28 protein-coding genes and 1 tRNA gene are annotated in these 24,539 nt (G+C 66.0%); 17 read left to right on the plus strand and 12 right to left on the minus strand.

Features of this window, described 5'->3' with window-relative positions; all coding sequences use genetic code 11:
* Window positions 1-10 precede the first annotated feature (10 nt).
* From hutU to hutI, 4 genes are read left to right on the plus strand one after another with little or no spacing between them, the layout of a single operon-like run.
* A complete protein-coding gene (gene hutU, locus LQ955_RS01075; protein WP_231026401.1) occupies window positions 11-1,756 on the plus strand; it encodes a urocanate hydratase in 1,746 nt (581 codons plus the stop codon).
* Window positions 1,756-3,027, plus strand: coding sequence for an allantoate amidohydrolase (locus LQ955_RS01080; protein WP_231026402.1), 1,272 nt, complete (start codon window positions 1,756-1,758; stop codon window positions 3,025-3,027). The genes hutU and LQ955_RS01080 overlap by 1 nt, the downstream gene beginning before the upstream one ends.
* The gene (locus tag LQ955_RS01085) at window positions 3,024-4,544 is read left to right on the plus strand and encodes a formimidoylglutamate deiminase (RefSeq protein ID WP_231026403.1); all 1,521 of its coding nucleotides are present in this window, start codon (window positions 3,024-3,026) and stop codon (window positions 4,542-4,544) included. Before LQ955_RS01080 ends, LQ955_RS01085 begins: the two co-directional genes overlap by 4 nt.
* Complete coding sequence (gene hutI / locus LQ955_RS01090; protein ID WP_231026404.1) at window positions 4,534-5,676, plus strand: imidazolonepropionase; 1,143 nt, start codon at window positions 4,534-4,536, stop codon at window positions 5,674-5,676. Before LQ955_RS01085 ends, hutI begins: the two co-directional genes overlap by 11 nt.
* A 180-nt stretch (window positions 5,677-5,856) precedes the next feature.
* Here the strand turns inward: hutI and LQ955_RS01095 are convergent, their stop codons facing one another.
* A complete protein-coding gene (locus tag LQ955_RS01095; protein ID WP_231026405.1) occupies window positions 5,857-6,699 on the minus strand; it encodes an SDR family oxidoreductase in 843 nt (280 codons plus the stop codon).
* 156 nt (window positions 6,700-6,855) lie between these two features.
* On the opposite strand from LQ955_RS01095, the gene LQ955_RS01100 reads away from it, so the two are divergent.
* Entirely contained in the window at window positions 6,856-7,734 is an 879-nt protein-coding gene (locus LQ955_RS01100) for a helix-turn-helix transcriptional regulator (RefSeq protein WP_231026406.1), read from the plus strand.
* A gap of 43 nt (window positions 7,735-7,777) precedes the next feature.
* Complete coding sequence (locus LQ955_RS01105) at window positions 7,778-8,581, plus strand: MerR family transcriptional regulator (RefSeq protein WP_231026407.1); 804 nt, start codon at window positions 7,778-7,780, stop codon at window positions 8,579-8,581.
* Between the two features lie 27 nt (window positions 8,582-8,608).
* Here LQ955_RS01105 and LQ955_RS01110 read toward each other — a convergent pair whose 3' ends face one another.
* Together LQ955_RS01110 and LQ955_RS01115 are read right to left on the minus strand one after the other, a co-directional pair.
* Entirely contained in the window at window positions 8,609-9,589 is a 981-nt protein-coding gene (locus tag LQ955_RS01110) for an SDR family NAD(P)-dependent oxidoreductase (RefSeq protein ID WP_231026408.1), read from the minus strand.
* Window positions 9,590-9,638: 49 nt separating this feature from the next.
* Window positions 9,639-10,547 carry an alpha/beta hydrolase family protein gene (locus LQ955_RS01115; protein WP_231026409.1) on the minus strand — a complete coding sequence of 303 codons (909 nt, stop codon included), beginning with the start codon at window positions 10,545-10,547 and terminating at the stop codon, window positions 9,639-9,641.
* Between the two features lie 126 nt (window positions 10,548-10,673).
* Between LQ955_RS01115 and LQ955_RS01120 the strand changes: the two genes are divergently transcribed.
* Complete coding sequence (locus tag LQ955_RS01120; protein ID WP_231026410.1) at window positions 10,674-11,309, plus strand: TetR/AcrR family transcriptional regulator; 636 nt, start codon at window positions 10,674-10,676, stop codon at window positions 11,307-11,309.
* Here the strand turns inward: LQ955_RS01120 and LQ955_RS01125 are convergent, their stop codons facing one another.
* A complete protein-coding gene (locus LQ955_RS01125; protein WP_231026411.1) occupies window positions 11,310-12,269 on the minus strand; it encodes an aldo/keto reductase in 960 nt (319 codons plus the stop codon).
* 77 nt (window positions 12,270-12,346) lie between these two features.
* On the opposite strand from LQ955_RS01125, the gene LQ955_RS01130 reads away from it, so the two are divergent.
* Window positions 12,347-12,907, plus strand: a complete 561-nt coding sequence (locus tag LQ955_RS01130; RefSeq protein WP_231026412.1) for a TetR family transcriptional regulator — start codon at window positions 12,347-12,349, stop codon at window positions 12,905-12,907.
* Between the two features lie 73 nt (window positions 12,908-12,980).
* On the opposite strand, the gene LQ955_RS01135 is transcribed toward LQ955_RS01130, so the two are convergent.
* Window positions 12,981-13,820, minus strand: a complete 840-nt coding sequence (locus LQ955_RS01135) for an SDR family NAD(P)-dependent oxidoreductase (protein ID WP_231026413.1) — start codon at window positions 13,818-13,820, stop codon at window positions 12,981-12,983.
* Window positions 13,821-13,887: 67 nt separating this feature from the next.
* Window positions 13,888-14,598 carry a helix-turn-helix transcriptional regulator gene (locus LQ955_RS01140; RefSeq protein ID WP_231026414.1) on the minus strand — a complete coding sequence of 237 codons (711 nt, stop codon included), beginning with the start codon at window positions 14,596-14,598 and terminating at the stop codon, window positions 13,888-13,890.
* A 173-nt stretch (window positions 14,599-14,771) separates the two neighbouring features.
* Here LQ955_RS01140 and LQ955_RS01145 point away from each other — a divergent pair, with 173 nt between their 5' ends.
* From LQ955_RS01145 to LQ955_RS01155, 3 genes are read left to right on the plus strand one after another with little or no spacing between them, the layout of a single operon-like run.
* Complete coding sequence (locus LQ955_RS01145; protein WP_231026415.1) at window positions 14,772-15,695, plus strand: RNA polymerase sigma-70 factor; 924 nt, start codon at window positions 14,772-14,774, stop codon at window positions 15,693-15,695.
* Complete coding sequence (locus LQ955_RS01150) at window positions 15,692-16,093, plus strand: sigma-70 family RNA polymerase sigma factor family protein (RefSeq protein WP_231026416.1); 402 nt, start codon at window positions 15,692-15,694, stop codon at window positions 16,091-16,093. Before LQ955_RS01145 ends, LQ955_RS01150 begins: the two co-directional genes overlap by 4 nt.
* Window positions 16,086-17,339 carry a low temperature requirement protein A gene (locus LQ955_RS01155; protein WP_231026417.1) on the plus strand — a complete coding sequence of 418 codons (1,254 nt, stop codon included), beginning with the start codon at window positions 16,086-16,088 and terminating at the stop codon, window positions 17,337-17,339. Before LQ955_RS01150 ends, LQ955_RS01155 begins: the two co-directional genes overlap by 8 nt.
* Here LQ955_RS01155 and LQ955_RS01160 read toward each other — a convergent pair.
* The gene (locus LQ955_RS01160) at window positions 17,329-18,090 is read right to left on the minus strand and encodes an SDR family oxidoreductase (RefSeq protein ID WP_231026418.1); all 762 of its coding nucleotides are present in this window, start codon (window positions 18,088-18,090) and stop codon (window positions 17,329-17,331) included. The genes LQ955_RS01155 and LQ955_RS01160 overlap by 11 nt on opposite strands.
* Entirely contained in the window at window positions 18,087-18,863 is a 777-nt protein-coding gene (locus LQ955_RS01165; protein WP_231026419.1) for an SDR family oxidoreductase, read from the minus strand. Before LQ955_RS01165 ends, LQ955_RS01160 begins: the two co-directional genes overlap by 4 nt.
* Window positions 18,864-19,031: 168 nt before the next feature.
* Here LQ955_RS01165 and LQ955_RS01170 point away from each other — a divergent pair, with 168 nt between their 5' ends.
* Window positions 19,032-19,583, plus strand: a complete 552-nt coding sequence (locus LQ955_RS01170) for a hypothetical protein (protein WP_231026420.1) — start codon at window positions 19,032-19,034, stop codon at window positions 19,581-19,583.
* Between the two features lie 105 nt (window positions 19,584-19,688).
* On the opposite strand, the gene LQ955_RS01175 is transcribed toward LQ955_RS01170, so the two are convergent.
* Both LQ955_RS01175 and LQ955_RS01180 read right to left on the minus strand, forming a co-directional pair.
* A complete protein-coding gene (locus LQ955_RS01175) occupies window positions 19,689-19,985 on the minus strand; it encodes a GNAT family N-acetyltransferase (protein ID WP_231026421.1) in 297 nt (98 codons plus the stop codon).
* A gap of 232 nt (window positions 19,986-20,217) precedes the next feature.
* Complete coding sequence (locus LQ955_RS01180) at window positions 20,218-20,493, minus strand: type II toxin-antitoxin system TacA family antitoxin (RefSeq protein WP_231026422.1); 276 nt, start codon at window positions 20,491-20,493, stop codon at window positions 20,218-20,220.
* Window positions 20,494-20,619: 126 nt separating this feature from the next.
* Between LQ955_RS01180 and LQ955_RS01185 the strand changes: the two genes are divergently transcribed.
* From LQ955_RS01185 to LQ955_RS01195, 3 genes are all read left to right on the plus strand, one after another.
* A complete protein-coding gene (locus LQ955_RS01185) occupies window positions 20,620-21,201 on the plus strand; it encodes a uridine kinase family protein (protein ID WP_231026423.1) in 582 nt (193 codons plus the stop codon).
* 270 nt (window positions 21,202-21,471) lie between these two features.
* Window positions 21,472-21,717 carry a CopG family transcriptional regulator gene (locus LQ955_RS01190; RefSeq protein WP_231026424.1) on the plus strand — a complete coding sequence of 82 codons (246 nt, stop codon included), beginning with the start codon at window positions 21,472-21,474 and terminating at the stop codon, window positions 21,715-21,717.
* Window positions 21,711-22,058 carry a type II toxin-antitoxin system PemK/MazF family toxin gene (locus LQ955_RS01195; protein ID WP_231026425.1) on the plus strand — a complete coding sequence of 116 codons (348 nt, stop codon included), beginning with the start codon at window positions 21,711-21,713 and terminating at the stop codon, window positions 22,056-22,058. Before LQ955_RS01190 ends, LQ955_RS01195 begins: the two co-directional genes overlap by 7 nt.
* A 598-nt stretch (window positions 22,059-22,656) precedes the next feature.
* Here the strand turns inward: LQ955_RS01195 and LQ955_RS01200 are convergent.
* Together LQ955_RS01200 and LQ955_RS01205 are read right to left on the minus strand one after the other, a co-directional pair.
* Window positions 22,657-22,729, minus strand: a tRNA-Lys gene (locus tag LQ955_RS01200).
* An 84-nt stretch (window positions 22,730-22,813) separates the two neighbouring features.
* Window positions 22,814-23,218 carry a phage holin family protein gene (locus tag LQ955_RS01205; RefSeq protein ID WP_231026426.1) on the minus strand — a complete coding sequence of 135 codons (405 nt, stop codon included), beginning with the start codon at window positions 23,216-23,218 and terminating at the stop codon, window positions 22,814-22,816.
* A gap of 113 nt (window positions 23,219-23,331) precedes the next feature.
* Between LQ955_RS01205 and LQ955_RS01210 the strand changes: the two genes are divergently transcribed.
* Window positions 23,332-23,961 carry a DNA-directed RNA polymerase subunit beta gene (locus LQ955_RS01210; RefSeq protein ID WP_231026427.1) on the plus strand — a complete coding sequence of 210 codons (630 nt, stop codon included), beginning with the start codon at window positions 23,332-23,334 and terminating at the stop codon, window positions 23,959-23,961.
* A 157-nt stretch (window positions 23,962-24,118) separates the two neighbouring features.
* On the plus strand, window positions 24,119-24,514 hold the full coding sequence (locus LQ955_RS01215) for a hypothetical protein (protein WP_231026428.1): 396 nt from the start codon (window positions 24,119-24,121) through the stop codon (window positions 24,512-24,514).
* Window positions 24,515-24,539 lie beyond the last annotated feature (25 nt).

The raw sequence follows: 24,539 nt of genomic DNA on the forward strand, positions 1-24,539 counted from the left end.
CGGACACCTCATGACCACCCTCGACCCCCGCCGGGCATCCGGCCCCCGTGTCGTTCACGCCGCCCACGGCACCCAGCTCTCGGCGAAGAGCTGGCAGACCGAGGCGCCGCTGCGAATGCTCATGAACAACCTCGACCCGGAGGTCGCTGAGCGCCCCGACGACCTCGTGGTGTACGGGGGCACCGGCAAGGCGGCGCGCAGTTGGGAGGCGTATGACGCGATCATCCGTACGCTCGAAGACCTCGACGACGACGAAACGCTGCTGGTGCAATCGGGCAAACCTGTCGGAGTCTTTCGCACTCATGTGTGGGCCCCGCGTGTGCTGATCGCCAACTCGAATCTCGTGGGCGACTGGGCGACGTGGCCCGAGTTCCGCCGGCTCGAGGCGCTCGGGCTCACGATGTACGGCCAGATGACGGCCGGTTCGTGGATCTACATCGGCACCCAGGGCATCTTGCAGGGCACCTACGAGACCTTCGCCGCCATCGCCGACAAGCGCTTCGGCGGCTCCCTCGCCGGAACCCTGACTCTTACGGGCGGCGCCGGTGGAATGGGCGGCGCCCAGCCCCTGGCGGTCACCATGAACGAGGGCGTCGTGCTCATCGTCGACGTCGACCCGGCGCGACTGCGGCGCCGCGTCGATCACCACTACCTCGACGAAATGACCGACGATCTCGACGACGCGCTCGCCCGCGTGCTCTCTGCGAAGGCCGAACGGCGGCCGTTGTCGGTCGGTCTCGTCGGCAACGCTGCCACCGTCTTCACCGAATTGCTCGAGCGAGGCGTCGCGATCGACATCGTCACCGATCAGACGTCGGCACACGATCCGCTGGCCTACCTGCCCGAGGGTGTCTCGGTGGCCGAGTGGCCGGCGCTCGCCGCCGCCGACCCCGAGACGTTCACCGAGCGCTCGCGCGCCTCGATGGCCAAACACGTCGCGGCGATGGTCGGGTTTCAGGATGCCGGTGCCGAAGTCTTCGACTACGGAAACTCGATTCGCCGCGAGGCCGAACTGGGCGGCTGCGAGCGGGCGTTCGACTTTCCCGGATTCGTTCCCGCGTACATCCGCCCGCTCTTCGCCGAAGGCAAGGGGCCGTTCCGCTGGGTGGCGCTGTCGGGTGACCCCGCCGACATCGCGGCCACCGACAGGGCGATTCTCGAGCTGTTTCCGAACGACACGAAGCTGCACCGCTGGATCACCCAGGCGGCGGAGAAGGTGTCGTTCGAGGGGCTGCCGGCACGAATCTGCTGGCTGGGGTACAAAGAGCGCCACCTCGCCGGGCTGAAGTTCAACCAGATGGTCGCGTCGGGCGAGCTGAGCGCACCGATCGTGATCGGGCGCGACCACCTCGACTCGGGATCGGTGGCGTCGCCGTACCGGGAGACCGAGGGCATGGCAGACGGCTCGGATGCGATCGCCGACTGGCCGCTGCTGAACGCGCTGCTGAACACCGCCTCGGGGGCGACGTGGGTGTCGATTCACCACGGCGGTGGGGTCGGCATCGGGCGCAGCATCCACGCCGGCCAAGTCTGTGTGGCCGACGGAACCGCGCTCGCGGCCGAGAAGATCGAGCGCGTGCTGGTCAACGACCCGGGCACCGGGGTCATGCGGCACGTCGACGCGGGGTACGAGCGGGCGCGCGAGGTCGCTCGCGAGCGAGGGCTGCGCATCCCGATGGAGGAGGCCGCCGGTCGTCACCCGGGCGCGGGCATCGATGAGGGCGCTGTGCTGGATCAGCGCGCGGGCGGCGCGTGATGCCGTCGACCGCGAGTGTCAGTGGTTCGGGCCTGTTGCCGGGTCTGCGCGAGATCGAGGATGTCGGCCGAGGCGGCTCGCGGACCGGCGGCGGCGCACGCGGCGGGTCGCTGGGCGGCTCGCGCGCTGGGTACCACCGTCACCTCTTCGATGACGCCGAACTCGACCTGCGCGCCTGGTTCATCGAGCGAGCCACCGCTGCAGGTCTCGCCGTCGAGACCGATCGCAACGCGAACATCTGGGCGTGGTGGGGCGTGCCAGGCCCCGACGCGGTGGTCACCGGCAGCCACCTCGACTCGGTGCCGGGCGGCGGAGCCTACGACGGGCCGCTCGGGGTGGTCTCGGCCCTCGACGCCGTCGCCGCGTTGCGCGCGGCCGGCTTCGCCCCGAGCCGACCCTTCGCCGTCGTGGTCTTCGCCGAAGAAGAAGGATCGCGGTTCGGGGTGGCGTGCCTCGGCTCCCGTCTCATGACCGGGCAGCTGAATCCCGAGCGCGCACGCGCCCTCCTCGACCCCGACGGCGTTTCGCTCGCCGAGGCGGGCTCGCGTGCGGGCTTCGACGTGGCTAACCTCGGCCACGACCCCGAGGCCCTCGCGCGGATCGGCCTCTTCATCGAGCTGCACGTCGAGCAAGGGCGCGGGCTCATCGACCTGGGTGCGCCCGTCGCCGTCGCGTCGTCGATTCTCGCGCACGGCCGCTGGCGTCTCACCTTCACGGGCCAGGCGAACCACGCCGGCGCCACGCTGATGCACGGTCGCCGCGATCCGGTGGTTGCGGCCTCCCGTGCGATCGTCGGGCTTCGCGATATCGCTGCCTCGCACGCGGCTCAGGATGCCCGGACGACCGTCGGGCGTTCGAACTGGGCTCCGGGCGGCACGAACGTCATCGCCGCCGAAGCGTCGGTGTGGCTCGATGCCCGGGCGGCGACGGATGCCGATACTCGCGCCCTCGTCGCCGAGATCGTCGAGGCATCCCGAGCATCGGCGGCGCTCGAGGGCTGCGAGCTCGACGTGGCCGAAGAGAGCTGGAGCGGCGCCGTGCGGTTCGACGTCGGCCTGCGCGAGCGGTTCGCTGCGGCGCTCGGCGATGTTCCCCGGCTCAGCACCGGCGCCGGTCACGATGCGGGTGTTCTTGCCGGCGTCGTTCCGACGGCGATGCTGTTCGTGCGCAACCCCACCGGCATCTCGCACGCGCCGGAGGAGTTCGCCGAGCACGCCGATACGCTGGCGGGCGTCGAGGCGCTGACGAGCATCCTGCGGTCGCTGCTGTGAGCGGCTCCGGTGGCGCCGAGCGCGAGGCCCGAGCCGACCGCGACGCTGGAGACGGCACCGGTGGCGCCGGCGACAGCGCCGCGTCGGCACGCGCGCAACGGCTCACGCGAGCAGACCCCACGGCCCCGGCGTTCTGGTGCGACACCGCCCTCGTGGCGGGTCGAGCCGTGCGATCGGTGCGGCTGGAGACCGACACGAGCGGCCGAATCGCCGCCGTGACCGGCGGAGTCGCGCCGCTCGGCGGCGACACACAGCTGGGAACCGTGGTTGCCGGAATGGCGAACGCTCACTCGCACGCCTTCCACCGGGTTCTGCGCGGGCGCACTAACGCCGGCAGCGGTGACTTCTGGGGTTGGCGCACCCGCATGTATGCGGCCGCGAACGCCCTCGATCCCGATCTCTACCGCGCACTCGCCATCGGCGTCTTCGGCGAGATGCTCGCTGCCGGATACACCGCGGTGGGGGAGTTCCACTACGTACACCACCGGCCGGATGCAACGCCCTACACGCCGCCGCACGCCATGGAACTCGCGCTCGCCGAGGCCGCCCACGCCGTTGGCATCCGGCTCGTGCTGCTCGACACGCTCTACCTCACGGGCGGAATCGATTCGCCCCTCGAGGCCGAGCAGCGACGCTTCGGCGATGGCTCCGCTGAGCGGTGGCTCGTCCGCTGGTTTTCGCTTCGTGACGAACTCGCGCGTTACGCGCCGCTTGTCACTCTGGGTGCGGCCGTGCATTCGGTGCGCGCCGTGCCACCGGATGCTCTCGCCGTCGTTGCGCGCCAGCTTGCCCCCGACGTGCCCCTGCACGTGCACGTCTCGGAGCAGCCGCGCGAGAACGACGAATGCCTCGCGCGTTATGGAGCCACGCCGACCAGGATGCTCGCCGACGCGGGCATGCTGAGCCCGCGCTTGAGCGTCGTTCACGCGACTCACCTCACCGACGGAGACGTGGCTCTGCTCGGCGCTGCCGGCGTCACTGTCGTCATGTGTCCGAGCACCGAGGCCGACCTGGGCGACGGAATCGGCCCCGCCCGACGCCTCGCCGATTCAGGATGCCGCATCGCTCTCGGCTCCGACCAGAACGCCGTCATCGACCCCTTTCTCGAAATGCGCGGTCTCGAAGCGGGGGAGCGGCTCGCCTCGGGCCGGCGCGGGCGGTTCTCGCCCGCCGACCTGCTCACCGCTGCGGGGCCCGACGGTTACGCCTCGCTCGGGCTCGGCGGCGGCCTGGCGGCGGGAGCCTGGGCCGACTGGGTCGAGGTCGAAACCATGTCGGTTCGCACCATCGGCGGCGACATCGAGCAGCTCGCCCTCACTGCGACGTCGGCCGACGTGCTCCGCGTTTTCGTGGGCGGTGTCTGCGTCGCCGGCAGCGGCAGCGGTGCACGCGTCAGTGCCGCCGACCGTGCCGCGCGCACGGCCCGCAGCGGCGCCCCAGACACCCCGGCCCACGCCCTCGGTCGGGCCATAGCCGAGATCGACCGACTTATCCAGAGGCAGCACCATGGCAACTGAGCTCATCACCAATATCGGCGAGCTGACGACGAACGTCGGGCCCCGTCTCATCGATGCGGCCGTCGTGCTCGACGGCGAGAGCATTGTCTGGGTGGGCAGCGCTCGCCGCGCCCCCGCCGCCGACACGGCGGTCGATGCGGGTGGCGCATCCGTTCTGCCCGGCTGGGTCGACTCGCACCTGCACCCGGTTTTCGCCGGCGACCGCGCAGCCGAATTCGAGGCGCGCATGCGCGGCGAGAAGTACAGTGCGGGCGGAATCGCCTCGACCGTCGCCGCGACGCGAGCCGCGACATCCGCCGCGCTCGAGCAGAACCTCGTGCGCCTGCTCGCCGAAGCCACCGCGCAAGGCAGCACGGCTTTCGAGGCCAAGACCGGCTACGGGCTCGACATCGCCACCGAAGCCCGTTCGGCCGAGATCGCCGCGCGGCACGTCGAGACCGTCACCTTTCTCGGTGCCCACCTCGTGCCGCCCGGGGTGGATGCCCGCGACTACCTCGACCTCGTCACCGGCCCCATGCTCGCCGCAGTTCTGCCCTGGGTTTCGGCCATCGACGTGTTCTGCGAGGCAGGCGCTTTCGACGTTGAGCAGAGTCGCGAGGTGCTCGCTGCAGGTGCGGCCGCAAAACTCGCCCTTCGGGTTCACGGCAACCAGCTCGGTCAGAGCGGCGGCGTAGCGCTCGCCGTCGAGGTCGGGGCTCTCAGCGTCGATCACTGCAACCATCTCTCGTCGGCCGACATCGACGCGCTGGCCGGCTCGCTGACGGTCGCCACGCTGCTGCCGGCCTGCGACCTCTCCACTCACGAGCCGTTCGCCCCTGCCCGCCGACTTCTCGACGCCGGCGCCACCATCGCTTTGGCGACGAACTGCAACCCGGGTTCGTCGTACACCACCTCGATGCCGTTCTGCGTGGCGACCGCCGTGCTGCAACTCGGGCTGACCGTCGACGAGGCCGTCTGGGCGGCGACCGCGGGGGGCGCTGCCGCGCTGGGTGTCGACGGCATCACCGGCACCATCGAGGTCGGCGCGCGAGCCGACCTGCAGCTTCTGGACGCGCCCTCCGTCGCGCACCTGGCGTACCGCCCCGGTGTGCCGCTGGTCGAGCGGGTGTGGCGCGCGGGCCGTCACCAATAGCCGACACCCTTCAGCCCCAACCAGGGTGCCGTTTTCACGTGTCGTCTCCCGCTGCAGCGGTTGCACCCCAACGCCATCAATGGCGCGGAATCAGCGGCTTCACCCTCGGCGACAACGTGACTATCGACGTCAAGCTCGACGTCGAACTTCACGAACAGGCAATCCGCGAAAGTGTCAGAATCATTCTCCAGCGGGGAAATCGGTGGCCGAAGCGGAGTCCTGCTGAGCCTGCACGTCTGCGAGGCGTGCGGTCAACGCGCCGGTGATCATGTTGAACGAGTCGGTTCCCAGCACGATGCGCTTCGGCGCCGGATTCTGGTCGGCGCTGGCAATGATCGCCTCAGCCATCTTCACCGGGTCACCGGGGGAGAGCTGGGTGCCGCTCTCGATCATCGTGCGTGCGAAGGAGGCGGGGGATGCGGCGTAGGCGTCGATTGCGGGGCCGAGTTTCGCGCTGCCGTACCGGAACGCGGTACGGGCGCCGCCCGGCTCGACGATCGTGACGCCGATTCCGAGTGGCGCGACCTCCTGGCCGACGGCATCGACGAATCCTTCGATACCCCACTTCGTAGCGTGGTACATCGACCCGCCCGGCAGCGCGGCCTGCCCGCCGAAGGTCGAGATCTGGATGATTCGGCCAGAGCCTTGCCCCCGGAGGTGCGGCAGCGCCGCGCGGATCACTTGGATGGAGCCGAGGAGGTTGGTGTCGAGTGCGTCTTCGACTTGCTCGTCGGTGAGTTCTTCGGCCGCACCGAAGAGGCCGTATCCAGCGTTGTTGACGATCACGTCGACGGTGCCGAGGTCGGTGAAGGCCTTGTCGACAAGGGGCCGGATGTCTGCGGTGTCGGTCAGGTCGAGCGTCTCGACCCAGAAGTTCTCGCCGTACGTCTCCGAAAGGTCGTTCACTGCGTCACGTTTGCGCACGGTGCCGGCGACGCGGTCGCCGCGTTCGAGGAGCTGCTCGGTCATTGCGCGGCCGAAGCCGCTGTTCACTCCGGTGATGAACCAGGTGCGCTGAGTCATGTCGTTTTCCCTTTACTTGCCTGTGAGCACTTGTCGCTGAGCGGTCGTTCCGCCATGAGCCCAGTGTTCAGCCGATCTGAGAAGTTAGCGATTGCCTGGTGAGACCCCTCCTGCCAGGGATACCCATGTCTTCGGTGGAGTGCTTACGGTTAGGTCATGACCCCGAACGTGATTGGCGACTATCTGCGCGCACGACGCGAACAAGTGCGCCCCGAAGACGTGGGCCTGGTCGACAACGGCCGCCGCCGCGTGCCCGGACTCCGCCGCGACGAACTGGCGATGCTCGCGGGAATCAGCACCGAGTATTACACCCGTCTCGAACAGGGCCGCGATCAGCATCCCTCGACCCAAGTGCTTGAGGCGGTGGCCCGTGCGCTTCATCTCGATGACGACGCCCGTGCGCATCTTCACCTGTTGGCCAGCCCCAGGCCCGGCACGTCTCGCGCGACACGACGCACCGAACGTGTGCGCCCCAGCGTGCAGCAACTGCTCGACTCGTGGACTGAAACACCGGCATACGTGCACGGGCCTCTGCTGGACGTCATCGCCTCGAACGCACTGGCCCGCGCCCTCTCGCGGATGTTCGAACCGGGCATGAATGTACTTCGATCCACCTTTCTCGATCCGGCCGTGCACGAATTGCTGCCCGATTGGGAAACCAAAGTCGTGACTCTCGTGGCAGCCCTCCGCGCCATGGTCGGGTTCGATGTCGAAGACGTCCGGCTGACCGAACTCGTGGGCGAGTTATCGGTCAAGAGTTCCGCATTCGCCCGCCTCTGGTCGCGCCACGACGTGCGCCCACAATCCGGCGGCGGACTTCACGTGATGCATCACCACAGTGTGGGAGAGCTGCAGCTCACTTACGACAAATTCGAGGTCGCCGGCAGCGACGGGCAGACACTCGTCATCTATCACGCAGACGCGGGCAGTGGCACGGCGCAGGCGCTTCGCCTTCTCTCGACGCTGGCCGCTGACGCTGCTGTGCCGACAATTCCCGAGGATCGCCCGGTCATTCAGAGGCAGGATCCGCGCTAGTCAGCGAGGATTCCCCTGCGGTTTAGAGAGTGACCGGCGTGTTGTGGATGATGACGAGACTCACGATCTTGCCATCCTGTCGCCGACAACCTCTTTCTCCACTCACTGTGTACTCCTACTCCATAGGCGCAGGCCTGTCGTGCGCCTCGACAACTACGTAGCCGCCGCTGCGCAGGTCATCCGCCGATTCCGAGACGTGAACATACCGCTCGACGAGATCGCCGCGGTCATTCGGGCACCAAATCTCGTCAGTCGCGATCGACTGATCAATGCGCATCTTCAGCGGCTGCAGAACGAGTTGACAGCGACGCAGGCGGCCGTCGCTTCGTTGAGCGATTTACTCCTAGCCCCCGTCGCGATCGCCCCGAACATCCGTCATCACAGCATCCCTCCCACGCGCGTGGCAGCCATCACCGCAACGGTAGGCATGGCAGAAGTAGGTCCCTGGTGGCAGGGTGCGCTCGGGGAGCTACGGGCGAGCCTGCGAGCACAGAACACATCGCTGGGGCTTGCAGGCGGAATGTTTGCGCACGAATTGTTTACCGACGAGCGCGGCCTCGCGACGATGTTCGTGCCTGTGGAGAAGTCGATCGCCGCGGTCGGCAGAATCACCGAAGTGGTATTGCCTGGGGTGGAGCTCGCGACGATCGTTCACGACGGCTCACCCTCAGAGATCGATCGATCGTACGGCGCGCTCGCCACATACGTTGCCGAACATGCCATTGGCGTCGAGGGCCCGATTCGCGAGTACTACCTGATCGGCGCCGATGAGACGAGCGATCGGTCTGCGTGGAGAACGGAGATCGGCTGGCCCATCTTCAGAACGCACGCCGATCAGAGCGACTGAACGGCGCGGTTCGCACGCAAGCCGCTTTCATCGGGTGAGGAGCTCCTCGCTGAGCATCCAGAGCCGGCGGGCGTCGTCGGCATTGAGCATGGCCGAGTTCGCATCGGACGGGATGCTGGTGGCCGTGAGGGGCCGCACTTCGTCGTCGAGCTTCGCGACGTCGCTGTCTTTCAGGTAGACCCCGCCGACCCCGTCGAGGAGTGGGCTCGCAGCACCGAACACCAGGTTCGCCGCCCCCTGCTCGACGGTTTTCTTACCTCCCTCGGGATCGATGATCGTGATGCCGTTCTCGTCGATGAGCCCTTGCTCGCGGTAAGACGCGACGCGGCTCGGGTCGTGGGGCCCGGGCCCGATGATCACTCCAGGGTGCGCGGCGAACGCGCGGATGCCCTCGCCTGCGTAACGGCGATCGAACTCGACCGTGAAGAGAACATTGGCGCGCTTGGACTGCCCGTAGGCGGCGCCGGCGTTGTAGCCGCGCGAGAAGGCGAGGTCGTCCCAGCGGATCTCGCCGCCTCGGGCTGCTCCCGACGTGACGGTCAGCACTCTCGCGCCGTTCGCTTGTCGGAGGGCCGGCAGGAGTGCCTGGCTGAGCTGGAAGTGGCCCAGGTGAGACGTCGAGAACGAGAGTTCATTGCCGCGGGAGTCGAGGCGCAGCTCGGGGGTGAAAAGCATGGCCGCGTTGTTCACGAGGGCGTGCAACGGTCGGCCGGAGGCCATCCATCGGTCAGCGAACGCCTCCACCGAAGCCGGGTCGGTGAGATCGAGCTCGTCGACGACTACGCCTCGGATGCCCGCTACCACCGCCCTGGCGCGTTCGACATCGCGCGAGGCGACGGTCACTGACGCCCCTGCAGAGGCGAGAGCCCGGGTTACTTCGCGCCCGAGACGACCGTGGCCGCCGGTGACGATCGTGTTCCGGCCGGTCAGGTCGATGCCGTCGAGTACATCGGCGGCGGTGGAGGCAGCGGTGAATCCGGTGCCGAGGGGATGCTGGTTGTCGATCACGGTGGTGCGACCTTTCAGTGTTCGATGGCGATGGCGATGGCGACGCCGACTACTTCGAGTCGATGTGCCCGACGGGTTCGGCCGCCGTGGCCGCCGTGGCGTCCCAGGCAGCGGCATCGATGCCGAGGGCCGTCTTCAGGAAGGCGGTCGTGCTGCGGCGCACGAGCTCGACGCGCTCCGGGCTCTCGTCGGTCGTGGCGGTGGAGGAGTAATCCTGGATCCCGCCGAGGCCGTGCTCGCCGCCGTAAAGCGTGACCAGGTGACGCGCTCCGGGGCTCAGGTAATAGACGTCGGTGAACCAGTCCGGGCCCCGTGTGGAGAGGGGCGACTGGTCGTGGTCGCCGGCGACGACGATGCTCGGTGTGTTGAGCTGCGTGAAGTCCGGGCTCATGAACGCGAAGTTCGCTTGTGCGAAGGGGCTGAGATCTCCTCGAGCGATGCCGGTCGTCGAAAGCAGCACGCCGGCCTTCACCCGCTTGTCGGTTCGATCCTCTCCGGGCTGCCCCTCGGAATCGAGCACCCGGGCACCGAGCAGCATGCCGACGGACTGGCCTCCCCATGAGTGCCCCGCGACGGCGAGGCGCTGCGTGTCGACCCGGCTCGGGAGGCCCGGAACGGCGGCGATGATGGTGTCTAGTTCGTCGATGACCTGCTCGAGATCGTCGATGCGGGTGCGCCAGATGGTCGGATACCGCGGGTCGGTGGGAAGCAGCCCGAGGGTCGCGGAATCGAGGAACGTGGGCTGCACGACCACGAATCCGTTCGCGACCCAGTAGTCGACGAGCGGATCGGCAGCCATCATGGACTGGCTGAACCCGTGCGCGAAGAGGATCACGGGTAGATCCGTGCCCTCGGTCGGTGCCGTGATGCGCACCTGCAGGTTCGTACCGCGATCCGGTGCGGCAAGCGTTACCGGCCGCACGCTGATGACTTGGGCGGATGTTTCGAGGGGAGACATGAGAGGCCTTTCGCGAATGACGGTCAAAACGGATCGCCGTTCCGTACGATACGGAACATTGGTTCGTTTCGCAAGTCAAAACGGATCTAGGTTCCGATAAATGATCCGCTGTGCGATGATCGAGGGATGACGGCTGCCGCCCCTCTCGACGACGCGCCTCGACGACGCGACGTGGAGCGCAACGAGCGGGCGCTCCTCGATGCGGCCGCTACGGTCTTCACCACGTCGGGCGTGAACGCTCCCGTACGTGAGGTCGCCGCTGCCGCCGGGGTCGGTGTGGCGACCCTCTACCGGCATTTCCCGACCAGATCCGATCTTGTGGTCGCCGTCTACCGTCACCAGATCGACGCGTGCGCCGAAGCCGGGCCCCTGCTGCTCGCCTCGGAGCCGACGCCGTTCGCGGCCACGTTGAGCTGGGTGCACGAATTCGTGGACTTCCTCGGCACCAAGCACGGCCTTGCGCGCGTCTGGGAGGGCGACGCGGCCGGCTTTACGGCGCTGCATGTGCTCTTCGTGGAGCGGCTCGTCCCGGTGCTTGCCGAACTGCTGCAGGCGGCCCGGACGTCGGGCGAGGTGGTCGCCGACGTGACACCCTATCAACTGATCCGCGCCATCGGCGATCTCGTGGCCTTCAGCCCCCGCGACCCCCACTACGACGTCAGACGGATGGTCACGCTTCTCGTCACCGGACTGAAACAGCAGCAACCTCTCGACGCATCCAGGGCGCCGACGGGCACGGCGAACCGACACGCCTCGGGGTGATCACCGCCAGGTGGGCATGTTCTCTGGGGTGTAGCGCGCGCCGAATCCACCGGCGGGCAGGATGTGTGCGATGCGTTCGAGCTGCGCCTGTGTGAGCTCGAGAGTCGCGGCGGCCGCGTTCTCGGCGACGCGCAGCGGGTCGCGGCTGCCGGGGATCGGAACGATGTGTTCGCCTTGGGCGAGCAGCCAGGCCAGCGCGAGTTGCCCGACGGTCGCGTTCATCGTTGCAGCCAGGCTCTGCAGTTGCTCGGTTGCGGCGAGGTTCTTCTCGAAGTTTCCGGGCTGCCACCGCGGGTCGGTGTTGCGCATGTCGCTGTCATCGTAGTCTCCGGCCGGCTTCGCGGTTCCGGTGAGGAATCCGCGGCCGAGAGGCGAATATGGCACGAGTCCGATTCCGAGTTCTGTGAGCAGCGGAAACAGCTGTTCGACGTCTCGTTCGAACAGCGAGTATTCGGTCTGCAGAACAGATACCGGATGCACGGCGTGAGCCCGACGGATGGTGTCTTCCCCTGCCTCGCTGAGGCCGAAATACGTCACGTCTCCCGCGTCGACGAGGGACTTCACGGTTTCGGCGACGTCTTCGATGGCAACGGTGGGGTCGAAGCGGTGCTGGTAGAGCACGTCGATGTGGTCGGTGCCCAAGAAGCGCAGGCTGCTGTGAACCACCTCACGGATGTGCTCGGGACGACTGTCGAAACCGTAGTCGTGGGTGAAACCGAACTTCGTTGCGATGAGCACCTCGTCACGGAAGGGTGCCACCGCGCGGCCGAGCGCTTTCTCGTTCTCGCCCCAGCCGTACAGTTCCGCGGTGTCGAAGAGGGTGATGCCGCTGTCGAACGCGGCCGTGATCGCGGCTGCGCCGGAGGTGTCACCGTCTCCGTAGGCCATGGAGATTCCCATGGCGCCGTATCCGATCGCTGATGTTTCGAGGCCTTGTGCGCCGAGGGTGCGTGTCTGCATGGTCTTGTCTCCTCATGTAAGTAATTACTTACTTCAATACTAACGCAGGTAAGTGAACGTTTCACTACGATGGGCGGATGGCACGAGACGCTGATGCAACGCGAGAACGGATCCTGGCCACCGCGGCCGACGAGTTCGCCGAACGGGGATTGGCCGGCGCCCGCATCGACCGCATCGCCTCCGGAGCGGCATCCAATGTGCGTCTGATTTACGCCTACTTCGGCAGCAAAGAGAACCTCTTCGGTGCGGTGCTGAACCGTGAGCTGACGGCGTTGGCTGAGGCCGTGCCCGTCGATGTCGACGATCTGCCGGAGTGGGTCGGGCGCCTCTTCGACTACCACCGGGCACACCCTGCCGCCGTGCGCATCAGCTTGTGGCGAGAGCTTGAGCGACCCGAACTCGGACCAGACCACTCACCGCTCTACGCCGTGAAAGTCGCTGCGATAGCCACGACCGTCAACACTGCTGACACGGCAGTCGATCTGCTCGTGCTGCTGTACGGCATGGCCCAAGCCTGGTTCTTCGCGCCCGTAGGACTCAAACGAGCAGACGGTTCTGACCCCGAAACCGACAAACGGATCAGCGCCCACCGTCGCACCCTCGTCGCCGCGGCCCGCGCACTGATCGAGCAGCTATAGACGAGACGGTGGCGGTGTCGCCAGCTGTCTGACCCGGTCGGTTCCGGCGGTGATGGATGCCCCGGGCATCGGGTCAGCTGACCTCTCCGAAGCCGACCATGGTGCTGCTCGCTTCCCACAATTCGCGCGCAAGTTCGACAGAGCCGGCTTGCGGGTTGGTTTTGCGGGCGGGGCGCCCCTTTTCGAAGTAACTGCCGGGCTGCCATGCGGTGCCGGGGTCGGTGGTCGCCAGCCAGACGAGTTGGGCTGCACCCTTGGCGGGCGTGGTGATGAGGCGACGGATGATCGGGTTGCCGTAGACGAACCGCATGGCCCTGCTCGGTGTGTCGGAGGCGAAGTTGGTCGCGACGGTGCCGGGATGGAAGGCGGCGGCGGCGATGCCCTGGTCTCCGTACCGACGCTGCAGTTCGGCAGTGAAGAGGATGTTCGCGAGTTTCGCATCGCCGTAAGCCCTCGTTGGTGTTCGGCCGGCGGTGTTGTTGAGGTCGTCGATGACCAGTTTGCCGGTGATGCGGGCGGCGTCGCTGGAGGTCTGGATGAGGGTGGCTCTGCTGGAGGTCAGGCGAGGCAGCAGCAGGTTGGTGAGCAGAAACGGGGCGAGGTGGTTGATCTGAAAAGTCTTCTCGAACCCGTCGGCGGTGGGCGCCTTGTCTCCGAAGACGCCGCCGGCGTTGTTGGCGAGCACGTCGATGCGGGGATAGTGCGCGGCGAGATCTGTGGCGAGGGTGCGAACATCGTCGAGACAGGCGAAGTCGGCGATGAAGTAGTCGCTTCCGAGCTCGCGGGCGATGGCCTCTGTCTTTGCGGCAGACCTGCCCACGATGACGACGGTGTGGCCGTCGAGCGAGAGGCGGCGGGCGGCAGCGGCACCGATTCCGTCGCTGGATCCGGTAATGACGATCGTTTTCGGCATGGGTGTAGCTCCAAAGGGGTTCGGGGAGAGAGTTCGGGGGGGGTCTGGGAACGTCGAGACGCGGGCTTCAGCGAGGCTGAGTGACGCCTTTCCCTGCGGCGGTTCGCGCTGCGGCGTCGGGCCGGCGCAGCGCGGCGAGCAGCAGCAGCGCCTGCTGCGACGGCGTTCCCGGCTCGGCGGTGTAGATGCACAGGCGTTGGTGGTCGCCCGGAATCTCGAGGGCTTCGCAGTGCACGGTGATCTCGCCCATCTGCGGGTGCCGGTAGGTCTTCGAGCCGTTCGAAAGCGAACGTACATCGTGGCCGGCCCACCAGCGGGCGAATTCGGGACTCTGCTGCGCAAGGTCGTGAATCAGCTCGGGCAGCTGCGGGTCGTTCGGGTGCTGCCCGGCATCGTGACGGAGGGTCGCGACCGCCTCTTCAGCGACGGCCGCCCAGTCGCTGTGGATGGTGCGCGCTTCGGGGTCGAGAAAGATGAACCGGGCGAGATTGCGGCCGTTGGCCGGGCGGGCGAGGTCGATGAGGTGCTGCCGCTCGGCGGGGTCGAGGCGCAGGGCTCGGGCGACGGCATCCAGCACCGAAAGCGACACGTTCGGCAGCCTGCCTTGCTCGAGGCGAGCGTAGTAGTCGACATTCACGCCGGCGAGCGAAGCGACCTCTTCGCGCCTCAGCCCGGCGACGCGGCGCATTCCACCGCCGATCAGCCCGACGTCAGCGGGCTGGAGCTTCGCGCGTCTTGTTCGGAGATAGTCGCGCAGAAGGTGGCGGGGATCGTCCATGATGGCAAGTATGCGCCCGATCGTGAGGGCCTGGCAGGGGCTGATCGGCCTCCCCAAAACCGGCCGGAACACTTTCTTCGACGGTGGTCACAAACCGGCCGGCTACTCGGTCTTACCTGACGAGAGCTCTGTTTGCAGGGCCGAAACGTACGCACAAGAGACAGGACGGCCTGATGGTGGAGAACACAGCAGACACAGGCGATGGCGTGGCGGGGCGGCCAGTATGGTCGACGATTTCGGAGGCGACCGACGTCTTCAGCGCCGCCCGGCCGCGGCTGTTCGGCATCGCGTACCGCATGCTCGGCAGTGTCTCTGAGGCCGAAGACATCGTGCAGGAGTCGTGGCTGAGGTGGCAGGCCACCGATCGCAGCGTGGTGGAGAACCCGAACGCGTTCCTGGCGACGATCACCACCCGACTGGCGATGAACCTGGCCCAATCCGCCCGCGCCCGGCACGAGACCTACATCGGGCCTTGGCTCCCCGACCCCGTCGACACCAGCGCGAACCCGGCGCTGGGAGCTGAGCGGGGCGAAGCGCTCGAGTACGCAGTGCTCATCTTGCTCGAGAAGCTCACACCGGCTGAGCGGGCCGCGTACGTGCTACGAGAGGCGTTCGACTACCCCTACGAGCTCATCGCCGACGTCGTGCAGGCGACGGAGCCGGCCACCCGCAAGCTTGTGAGCCGGGCGCGTAAACATCTGGCCGATGAACGCCGCAGACCCGCGCCGGCGGCAGAGCACAAGCGGCTGCTCAGCGCATTCTTGACGGCGGCGCAGTCCGGTGACGTCGCCGTGCTCGAGAAGCTGTTCGCCGATGATGTGGTGAGCTACTCCGACGGCGGCGGTGTGAAGCTCGCGGCGCGCATCCCCATCATCGGCCGTTCGCGCGTAGCGAAGTTCGTTGCAGCGTTCTCGTCGCATTTCTGGACGGGCGTCGACCTGCGCTGGGTCGAGGCGAACGGGCGGCCCTCGGTGGAGCTCTCGCGTGACGGCGTGCCGTTCACCATCGTGACGGCGACCACCTCTGCCGACGGCATCGATCAACTGCTGTGGTTGATGAACCCCGCGAAGCTGCGCCCGATGACCAGCGCGTCATGAGCTACAGCGACGAATGGCTGGGCGGTCGATCGGCCGTCGACGCAGACGAGCACCGTCGAGGGGTGCATGCGCTGTGCGTGGCGGCCGAGAGTGGTCAGCCGGGCATCCTGAACCGAGTGCTCGACCCGTCGGCTCGTATGCTGACCGACGCTGCGGGCTCTGTTGCGATCGACAGGCAGACAATCGTCGGCGCGTGTTCCGTTTCGGCGACGATCTGTGAGGTGCTCGCCCGTCACCCGATGCAGATCAGCGAGCACGAAGTCAACGGACAGACGGGGCTCGTGCTGCGGCGCCACGGCCGAGTCATCGGCATCGCGAGTGTCGACGTGCAGGGTGGCCTCGTCACCGACCTGTGGATCGTGCTGAACCCTGACAAGCTGCGGCACTGGAATGAGTAGCGCTGAAAGCACCGGGGTCGCCGCCGCCCGCGGCGGCCTTCGGGTCAGGATGCTCGCCCGCGACACCGACGAGAAAGGCCGTGCATCGACCTCGCTCGAGCTGTTGTTCGACCTCACGTTCGTCGTCGCGATCGCCAGCATCACCGCGCAGCTCGCGCACGGGATCGTGAGCGGTCACGCCGCCGAGACGCTCGTGCCGTTTCTCGAGGTGTTCTTCGCGATCTGGTGGGCGTGGATGAACTTCACCTGGTTCGCCTCCTCGTTCGACACCGATGATGTGCCCTACCGTCTGCTGACGATGCTGCAGATGGCCGGGGTGCTCGTTCTCGCCGCGGGAGTGCCGGCCGCGTTCAACGACGCAAACTTCACCGGCGTCACCCTCGGCTACCTGATCATGCGCATCGGACTGGTGGCGCAGTGGGTGCGGGCGGCCCGCGACGACGCGCAGAGCCGGCGCACGGCGAGCCGCTACGCGGTCGGAATCGTCATCGTGGAGGCGGGCTGGCTGCTGCGTCTCACGCTCGCCGACGGTGGAGTTCTGCCGACGGCATGGTTGTCGCCGGTCTTCCTGCTGCTCGTGGTCGCCGAGCTCTCGGTGCCGCTCTGGGCGGAGCGCACCGGCCACACGCGCTGGCACCCGCATCACATCGCAGAACGGTACGGGCTGTTCACGATCATCCTGCTCGGGGAGAGCGTGCTTGCCGCGTCGACCGGGCTGCAGGGCGCCCTGAACGGCGGCGGCGTGAGCGGCTCGCTGATCGTGGTGGCCGTCGCCGGGCTGATGCTGCTGTTCTCGTTCTGGTGGCTGTACTTTCTCGAACCGAGCGGTTCGGGTTTGGCCGCCCGGCCGAATCGCTCGTACCTGTGGGGGTACGGGCACTACGGCATTTTCGCTGCTCTCGCCGCGCTGGGCGCGGGCCTGGAGGTGGCGGTCTCTGCCGCAGAACACTCCGAGGTCTCGGTGACCATCGTGGCCTACGCAGTTGCGTTTCCTGCGGGTGCGTTTCTGGTGTTGTTGTGGGCTGTGCACGCGCCGATCGTGGCTCGCCCGGTCATTCGGCCCGCTGTCATTCTCGTGGCGGCAGCGGTGACCCTGGTGCTGCCGTTAGGCGCCGAGCTCGTCGGCCTGGTCGCCGTGGTGTGCTGCATTGCTTTCGTTTCGGCGTTCGTCGTAACGATCACCCTGGCGCTGGGGCGGTTGCGGGCAGCTGCCTCGCAGGCCGCCCCAGCATCACTCACACTGTGACGGGCTGGTGGTGGAGCCAGTCGGCGTAGCGGGTTGAGAACAGCCTCGCCTCCGGTGCGGGCAGCAGCTCGGTCTCGGTGAGGGAGCTGCCGAAGTACCGGGCCAGCGGGTCGGTGATGATGTCGCGCGGATCACCGCGGTAGGCGAGGTCTTGTCGCACGAATTCCGAGAGCCGGTACTGGTCGGGGCCCGCGATCTCTGTCGTGCGATTCGTCGGCTCTGCGGTCGCTGCGTCGGCCAGCGCTGTGGCTACGTCGTCGGCGGCGATCGGGCGAACCTGTGCCTCTGACAGCAGAACACGCTTCTCGACGGTTGCCGCGTCGGCGATGCTGCGCACGAATTCGTAGAACTGCGTCGAGTGCACGATCGAGAACGAAGACCCCGAGTCCCTGATCAGCCTCTCCTGTTCGTTCTTGGCGAAGAAGTACCCGCGTTCGGTTGCTGCCAGCCGGTCGGTGCCGACCACCGAGAGGGCGACATGGTTCTTCACGCCGGCCGCGGCCCCGTAGGTGAGCAGGTTGAGGGTCGACGCGTAGAAGAACTCGAGCGCCCCGGCCTCGTCGAAGTACGACGAGTTCGACACGTCGACGATCACGTCGGCACCGTCGAGTACGTCGGCCAGCCCGTCTGCGGTGAACGAGTTCACGCCCGTGCGACGGGATGCCGCGACAGCGGTCACACCGCGCTCGGTGAGTTTTTCGACCACACGTGAGCCGATGAGGCCGTGGCCGCCGATGACGACGATTCTCATGAGGCGGGAGTCGCTTGCGTCGTTTGCGCTGCTTGCGTCTCGAGCCACTCGTCGAACGTCGTCGAGAAAATGGTCGCATCCGGGCCGGGCACCAGGGTGCGCTCGGCGAGAATCGCACCGAAGTACGGGGCGTCAGCGTCGGCCACGACCTCGCGAGGGTCCCCGCGGCGGGCGAGAGCGCCACGCACCAGGTCGTCGAGGCTGATCTCGTCGGGGCCGGCGATGTCGAGGGTGCCGTTCAGCGGGGCACCGGCGGCGGTGCGAGCGACGGTGGTCGCGACATCCTCTGCGGCGATCGGGCGAACCAGGGCGTGCGAGAGCCGCACGGTGTTGCCATCGGTGGCGGCTGCGGCGATGCTCTGCACGAACTCGTAGAACTGGGTGGCGTGCACGAGCGAGAATGGGATGCCCGAATTCTTGATGAGCGTCTCTTGAGCGACTTTGGCGCGCATGTAACCCGAGTCGGGCAGCCGGTCGGTGCCGACCACAGAGAGAGCGACGTGGTGGGTGACGCCGGCGAGCTTCTCGGCTTTGAGCACATTTGTGGTGGAGGTGGTGAAGAAGTTCATCACGTCGTCGTCGGCGAACGAGGGAGAGTTCGACACATCGACGACGACCTGGGCGCCCTCGAGCACCTCGGCGAGGCCCTCGCCGGTGAGGGTGCTGACGCCGGAATTCGGTGACGCGGGGATGGCTTCGTGGCCGTGCTCGGTGAGCTTCGAGACGACCTTGGAGCCGATGAGGCCGGTTCCGCCGATGACAACGATTTTCATGGTGTGCCTTCCGTTTCGCCGCCGACTGATGCCGTGCGGTCACAAGCTAGGACAGAACTGCTGCCCGGTTTGTGACGCATTCGCGCAAAGTGTTCTCGGTTCGCTCGTGAATGCGCCGATCATCCCGTCGCGGTCACAGGATGCCGGGCTGCACGGTCTTTCTTGGTGATGAACATTAATTCGCTGCTCCCTGATGCCGGCTACCGCATCCACGCAGAGACGACCGTTCGCGCCCGCCCGCAACAGGTGTGGAACGAGTTGCTCGCCCTGACGATGCGTGATCTGCCATGCTCGTTCGCGTTGACGCTGCTGCGGCATGCCCCGGCGGTGCTCACCCGTCGCGAGAGGCTTCCCTCACGCGACGAGACCTTCCTCGCGGCCACGCCGATTCCGGTCGTCTTCACTGACGCCCCGCACCTCATCGTCTCCGCGGGCGTAAGTCAGCCCTGGAGACTTTTCGGCGGCGAGAGACCACCGGTCATCTCTGGCGACGAGTTCGCCGGCTGGCACGAGCCGGGCTGGGTGAAGGTGGCCATGCAATTTCGTATCGAGCCGCAGGGGCCGGATTCCCGGCTCATGACCGAAACGCGCATCAGCGCTACGGATGATCGTTCCGCGCGCTTGTTCGCACCCTACTGGTACACGATTCGTGCCGGGAGCGTCATGATTCGGCGTGAAGCAATCCACACCGTCGCGACGCGGGCGGGAGGGTGCTCGTGATGCGCGTCGCTCGCCGCATCATCGTCTGGTTTCTCTCGGCCGTCGCCCCGGCTAACGCGGGAATCGTCGCTGCAGGATCCCGGTGATCGTGGGCGACTTCTGGAGTTATCTCGAACGCTCGGCAGGTTGCACAGCGCCAATTGTCTCTTCGGCGTCTTTGACCAACAGGTACATTGCCGCATCATTTGCCATGGGCATAGATTCGAAGCCGGATTTTCGATAGAGGTTGGCCGCAGATTCGTTCAGCGCGTCGACAATGATCGCACGGATTCCTACGGAGACAGCTGCTTCAACACACTTGAGCAAGGCATCCTGAGGCAGGGACGCGCCCAACTCGAAACCATTGAATCGCTCGTCGACTGCGAGTCGGCCAATGAGCACGACCGGAATCGGCAATGGCATGTTTCGACGCGGCTTGCCTGGCGCGACGTCGAGCGAGAGCGAGTTGGCCGATACGGAGTAAAGCCGGCGATCACCCCGCTGTCGCGCTCGACAGTCACGAATGTTCGGCTTGCGCCGGTGGCTTCGTGCTTGATGGCGCGACCGGAGAGCCAGAAGTCGAGCGACGTATCGCCGCAATCGAAGCCCGCGACAGGGTCGGTTCCGTCGAGCCCTCGCAGCCTCGAGAACGTACTCAATCGGAGAAGACGCTCGGGCGCGAGAGAAGATCAGCGAGCCCGCTGACAGGCTTCGCGGGCTGGTCGAGGATCTTGTTGAATGCATCCCAGGAGCGCTTGGCGAGGTTCGGTTCACGATCGACTCGAATGACTTCGCTCGCCTCCCTGACGAGTACCGGCACCGAGAAGTCGGTAACTGACCGCCCAGAGAGCGCAGCGGCCTGCTCGATCGCTGCCTTCTGTTCTGGCGTGAGGAGGAGTTCGAGTCTATCCGACTTGGTTGCGATGCTCATGACTCGGTTGTACAGCAAATCTCTGTACATTGCGTACGGTCGAAGCGGGAGTTCAGCCCAGACGACCGACACAAAATCGTCGGTGTGTTGCACTTTAGCTCTGGTCGGCGCATAACTGGAGTTGATATGAAAACAGTCACCTTCGATGAACTCGTCACCACTATTCGCGAACTGACTGTGGAGGGTCGACCATCAATAGGTCGACCATCAATAGTGGGTGTCGATGGTTTCGGTGGATCTGGAAAAACAACACTTGTCGTGCGGCTCGTCAAAGAGCTTGGTGACTCCGCCATTGTCGCCATGGACGACTTTGTGGTCAAGAAGGCGATCGATGATTCGTCTTGGGAACACGTCTGGGACCGAAATCGCCTGGCTCGACAAGTACTCGAGCCTCTGGCTCATGGTCATCGATCGGCATATGAACCGCTCGATTGGGAGTCAGGTGGGTTCGGCGCCCCAATTGATCTGCCCGATGCTCGCTATGTGTTCATCGAAGGGATCACCTCGCTTCATCCGACATTGCGACACTTTTATGACTCTTCCGTCTGGGTGAATACTCCCATCGAGATTGCGATGAACCGTGGCCAGGCGCGGGACGCCGGAAATGAAAATGAGCGGGGTTGGAAGCAATGGGCGCAAAACGATCTGCACTACCTGAGCGAGACGCGCCCTGATCAGTTTGCCGATGCCGTCATCGAGAATGCGTAAACGTTCGGCCCCTGGATTTCGTGGAATCGAGCCGCGCGACTTTACGCTGTCATGGGTGGGCCCCGTCGGGCTCGAACCGACGACCCACGGATCAAAAGCTATCGGCAACCCGACGAAGGCCCCTGATTTCGAGGGGTCTTTCCAGTGATGGTGCGGACGTCGCGTCTTAGGTGATCACCTGAGATGTGCCTCGTTCATGCACGGTTGTGGGCATTTCGTGGGCGCGCCTATTTACTCGCGTCATCTGGTATGAATGGTTATACTCTGAGTATGAAGACGGCGATATCAGTTCCCAACGGTGACTTCGAGCGTTTCGAGCGTGTGGCCGACAAGCATGGTATGAACCGGTCGGAGTTCTACCGACTTGCTGCGCAACGGCTCGCCGACGAGTTGGAGGGCGCGTCGGAACTGACTGCGATTGCGAATGCGGTCCTGGCTCGTACGGGACAACCATCGGGTGACGGCTTGTTCCTGCGTGAGTCGGAGCGTGTGATGCGTGATGGAACCGAATGGTGACGGCGCGCGGCGATGTCGTCTGGGTCGACTTCGGCACGCCGAGGGGGTCGGAACCGGCGAAAGTTCGGCCGGCGGTCGTAATTCAGGAAGACTGGCTCTTGGCAACGAGCATCGCCACGGTGCAGGTCGTTCCACTGACCTCGAACACCGGACTTGAGGCGTTTCCCGGCAACGTTCTGCTTCCTGCAGAGGCGTCGGGGCTCGAGAAGGACTCCGTCGCCGTCGTCTCCCAGGTCGGGCCAGTCAGCCGCGAGTTCCTCGATCCCTATCCGGCGGGCCACGTTCCCTCGTATTTACTCTCCGAGATCAGTTCAGGAATTCGACTCGTTCTTGGACTGTAGACCGGGCAGCGAAGCAGGGGTCGAAAGGATGTCGATAGTTCTGGAACGGCCCTTCCCTGTCATCCCCAAGCTCCCACAGCCGTCCTGTCTTAGAAACCCCTAGAACAGGAGGGAGACAGGCGTGATTGTAAGATGAGTTCTTGAGACAAACCGCATCTGCGGATTCTCGGGACATTTCTCCACTGGTCACCGGCGGCGCATATGCCTCGTTAAGGTTTAGGTTTTCAACACACTGGAACGTGAACCGGCAGCTCTGAACCCCGTTGGTACCCTGGGGCTGGTCATCTTGGAGTCGATTATCTAGAGATGGCTGTAGGCATCGTCTCGTGAGCTCACGAGCGCGCTGAGCCCAGTGACGGTGAGAGACGCGATGTCACAGGGGCGGTGGGTAGCAGCAAGTTGAGCGCGCTGGTATCCGTCTAGGCCGTCGTCTGCGGTCCTCACCGCCGAGATTTACGGCCGCTCTCGGCGGCTGGCTCAACTTGGTCCAAAAGCAGGACGGTTTGGTTCGTATCTTTCAGTTGCGGGAAGAATGTGGGCAAATAAAATCGAGATTGAATCAATTTCGCGGAAAACTGCCACTGACCAGCCATTTGGGTGGGCCCCGTCGGGCTCGAACCGACGACCCACGGATTAAAAGTCCGATGCTCTACCAACTGAGCTAGAGGCCCTTGACGACTAATCTACCGGGTTCGCGGCCGAGGCCGAAATCACGAATCTGCCCGAGCCGCGATGAGCAGAAGCGCAGAAGCGCCCTACCGCGCCGCCTTCGGCCGCTGGCGGTCAACCGCGGGCAAGAAGAACCGGGCGAGCACGAAGCTGGCGATCGCGGTGATGAGCCAGAGCACCAGCGTCGCGAGCACCCACCCGGCCAGACCATTGATCTTGATGCCATTGGCGAACAGCGACGCGATGATCAGCGACACGAGCGTCGACACGATGCCGATGCCCCCGAGAAAGGCGGGCGCATTACGCGTCACGAGCTTCAGGATGATCGGCGACAAGATGCTCTGGGCGAGTGCAAACACCACCACCGTGATGAGAAAACCCTCCCAGGTCAGCGTCACGGCCGGCACCAGCAATGCCGCCACGACGAGCCCGACGCACGCCGCCGCGAGCGATACGCCCGCCCGAATCAGCAGCACTTTGATCTTGGTCACGGTGCGCCCCTCTCACTACTCTCGCCTAACAGTAGTGGCCGCACGGCAGCCCTGCAGCTTTGTGAAGTAGCGTGGTTTCGCACGATTACGAAGCAGTAAAGGGAGGATGTTCGGTGGCCGACGAGTTCCACAAGCCGACGCTGTTCGCCGGCTCGACCTTCGAAGCCTTCAAGGGCGGCGACGACCCGGCGCAGATCAGCCGTATGGCCCACGACACCGCCGCTGCGCTGCTGAGCCGCGTGCGGGCCGATCCTGACGCGGCCGTCATCGACAGGCTTCTCGCGTACACCGACGAGCACGGCATCGACGCTATCGCCGAACTGTGGTCTCGGGCATCCGCTCGGTCTCTGCCGGGGGCCCTGTGGCGTATCTACCTGCTGCGCGCGTTGACCCGGCAAGACCCCGAGCAGTCGAGTTATGTGTTTCAGCGCGGTGCCGAGTTGTCTGCGACGATCGACCCTGTGGTCGCGGGGGCGCAGACGCCCACTGGGCCCGAAGAGATCACCGCGCTCGCCGACCAGATTCTGCGAGGGTTGTTCGAGGGCGATTTCGCGGTTGCGCTCGACCGGGCGGCGGCGTTCTGCCGGTTGATGGCCACCGGATGCGCGAGCCTCGCCGACGACGCCGAAGTGCTCTCACCCGCGCGCGCCAGCGAGCTCACCACCCGCGCGCTGCGCTTTCAGACCATCGCGGGCGAACTGACCGCCTGCGCGAGCCTGTGGCGGCGAGAGAGCCTCGATTGACGTTCGACGAGTTGGCGGTGCCCGAACCGACCACCCAGAAACCCTTGGTAAAGTGTTCTAGCCGGGCCGCAGTAACCCCGGGCTCCAAATTTAGCCGCTCCGAGCGGCCTCGCGCCGAGAGGCGTTTCTGCGGCCTGGCTTTGCACGGGGCCGTCGCGTGAGGCCGTTTCGGTTTGCCGCCATATTGTGGACCATCATTGCGCTGCTGCTGAACGCGTACATCCACTTCTCTCTGGCGCCGGGCGTATCTGACGTCACCGGCAGCCTCATGAGCCTCAGCACCCTGTACTTCATCGAGGCGGCCGTCAACGTGCTGGCCGCGCTGTTTCTGCTCGTACGACCGCGCGTCTGGTCGGCCGTGTTCGCCATCGTGGTCGCGCTCGCCGGGCTGATCACGCTGGTGGCCTCGGTCTGGATGCCCCTGCATCTGCCTGGTGGCCTGCCCACCGTTCCGATGAGTTCGTGGACCACAGAGAAGGCCGTTTCGGCCGCCGCGCAGGTGTTCATCGTCATCAGCGGCTCGATGGTGGCCGCCACGGGCCGTCGCCGCTGAAGTTTTCAGCCAATCGGCAATCCGA

It is taken from the genome of Subtercola endophyticus, assembly GCF_021044565.1.
Classification (GTDB): domain Bacteria; phylum Actinomycetota; class Actinomycetes; order Actinomycetales; family Microbacteriaceae; genus Subtercola; species Subtercola endophyticus.

Coding starts and splice junctions, on each gene's coding strand:
- hutI (WP_231026404.1), top strand. CDS start 4,534: ATGGCAACTGAGCTCATCACCAATATCGGCGAGCTGACGACGAACGTC.
- LQ955_RS01150 (WP_231026416.1), top strand. CDS start 15,692: ATGAGCTACAGCGACGAATGGCTGGGCGGTCGATCGGCCGTCGACGCA.
- LQ955_RS01165 (WP_231026419.1), bottom strand. CDS start 18,863: ATGAAAATCGTTGTCATCGGCGGAACCGGCCTCATCGGCTCCAAGGTC.
- LQ955_RS01130 (WP_231026412.1), top strand. CDS start 12,347: ATGGCACGAGACGCTGATGCAACGCGAGAACGGATCCTGGCCACCGCG.
- LQ955_RS01115 (WP_231026409.1), bottom strand. CDS start 10,547: ATGTCTCCCCTCGAAACATCCGCCCAAGTCATCAGCGTGCGGCCGGTA.
- LQ955_RS01080 (WP_231026402.1), top strand. CDS start 1,756: ATGCCGTCGACCGCGAGTGTCAGTGGTTCGGGCCTGTTGCCGGGTCTG.
- LQ955_RS01195 (WP_231026425.1), top strand. CDS start 21,711: ATGGTGACGGCGCGCGGCGATGTCGTCTGGGTCGACTTCGGCACGCCG.
- LQ955_RS01175 (WP_231026421.1), bottom strand. CDS start 19,985: ATGCCATTGCCGATTCCGGTCGTGCTCATTGGCCGACTCGCAGTCGAC.
- LQ955_RS01125 (WP_231026411.1), bottom strand. CDS start 12,269: ATGCAGACACGCACCCTCGGCGCACAAGGCCTCGAAACATCAGCGATC.
- LQ955_RS01170 (WP_231026420.1), top strand. CDS start 19,032: ATGAACATTAATTCGCTGCTCCCTGATGCCGGCTACCGCATCCACGCA.
- LQ955_RS01120 (WP_231026410.1), top strand. CDS start 10,674: ATGACGGCTGCCGCCCCTCTCGACGACGCGCCTCGACGACGCGACGTG.
- hutU (WP_231026401.1), top strand. CDS start 11: ATGACCACCCTCGACCCCCGCCGGGCATCCGGCCCCCGTGTCGTTCAC.
- LQ955_RS01190 (WP_231026424.1), top strand. CDS start 21,472: ATGAAGACGGCGATATCAGTTCCCAACGGTGACTTCGAGCGTTTCGAG.
- LQ955_RS01145 (WP_231026415.1), top strand. CDS start 14,772: ATGGTGGAGAACACAGCAGACACAGGCGATGGCGTGGCGGGGCGGCCA.
- LQ955_RS01160 (WP_231026418.1), bottom strand. CDS start 18,090: ATGAGAATCGTCGTCATCGGCGGCCACGGCCTCATCGGCTCACGTGTG.
- LQ955_RS01185 (WP_231026423.1), top strand. CDS start 20,620: ATGAAAACAGTCACCTTCGATGAACTCGTCACCACTATTCGCGAACTG.
- LQ955_RS01100 (WP_231026406.1), top strand. CDS start 6,856: ATGACCCCGAACGTGATTGGCGACTATCTGCGCGCACGACGCGAACAA.
- LQ955_RS01135 (WP_231026413.1), bottom strand. CDS start 13,820: ATGCCGAAAACGATCGTCATTACCGGATCCAGCGACGGAATCGGTGCC.
- LQ955_RS01140 (WP_231026414.1), bottom strand. CDS start 14,598: ATGGACGATCCCCGCCACCTTCTGCGCGACTATCTCCGAACAAGACGC.
- LQ955_RS01180 (WP_231026422.1), bottom strand. CDS start 20,493: ATGAGCATCGCAACCAAGTCGGATAGACTCGAACTCCTCCTCACGCCA.
- LQ955_RS01155 (WP_231026417.1), top strand. CDS start 16,086: ATGAGTAGCGCTGAAAGCACCGGGGTCGCCGCCGCCCGCGGCGGCCTT.
- LQ955_RS01095 (WP_231026405.1), bottom strand. CDS start 6,699: ATGACTCAGCGCACCTGGTTCATCACCGGAGTGAACAGCGGCTTCGGC.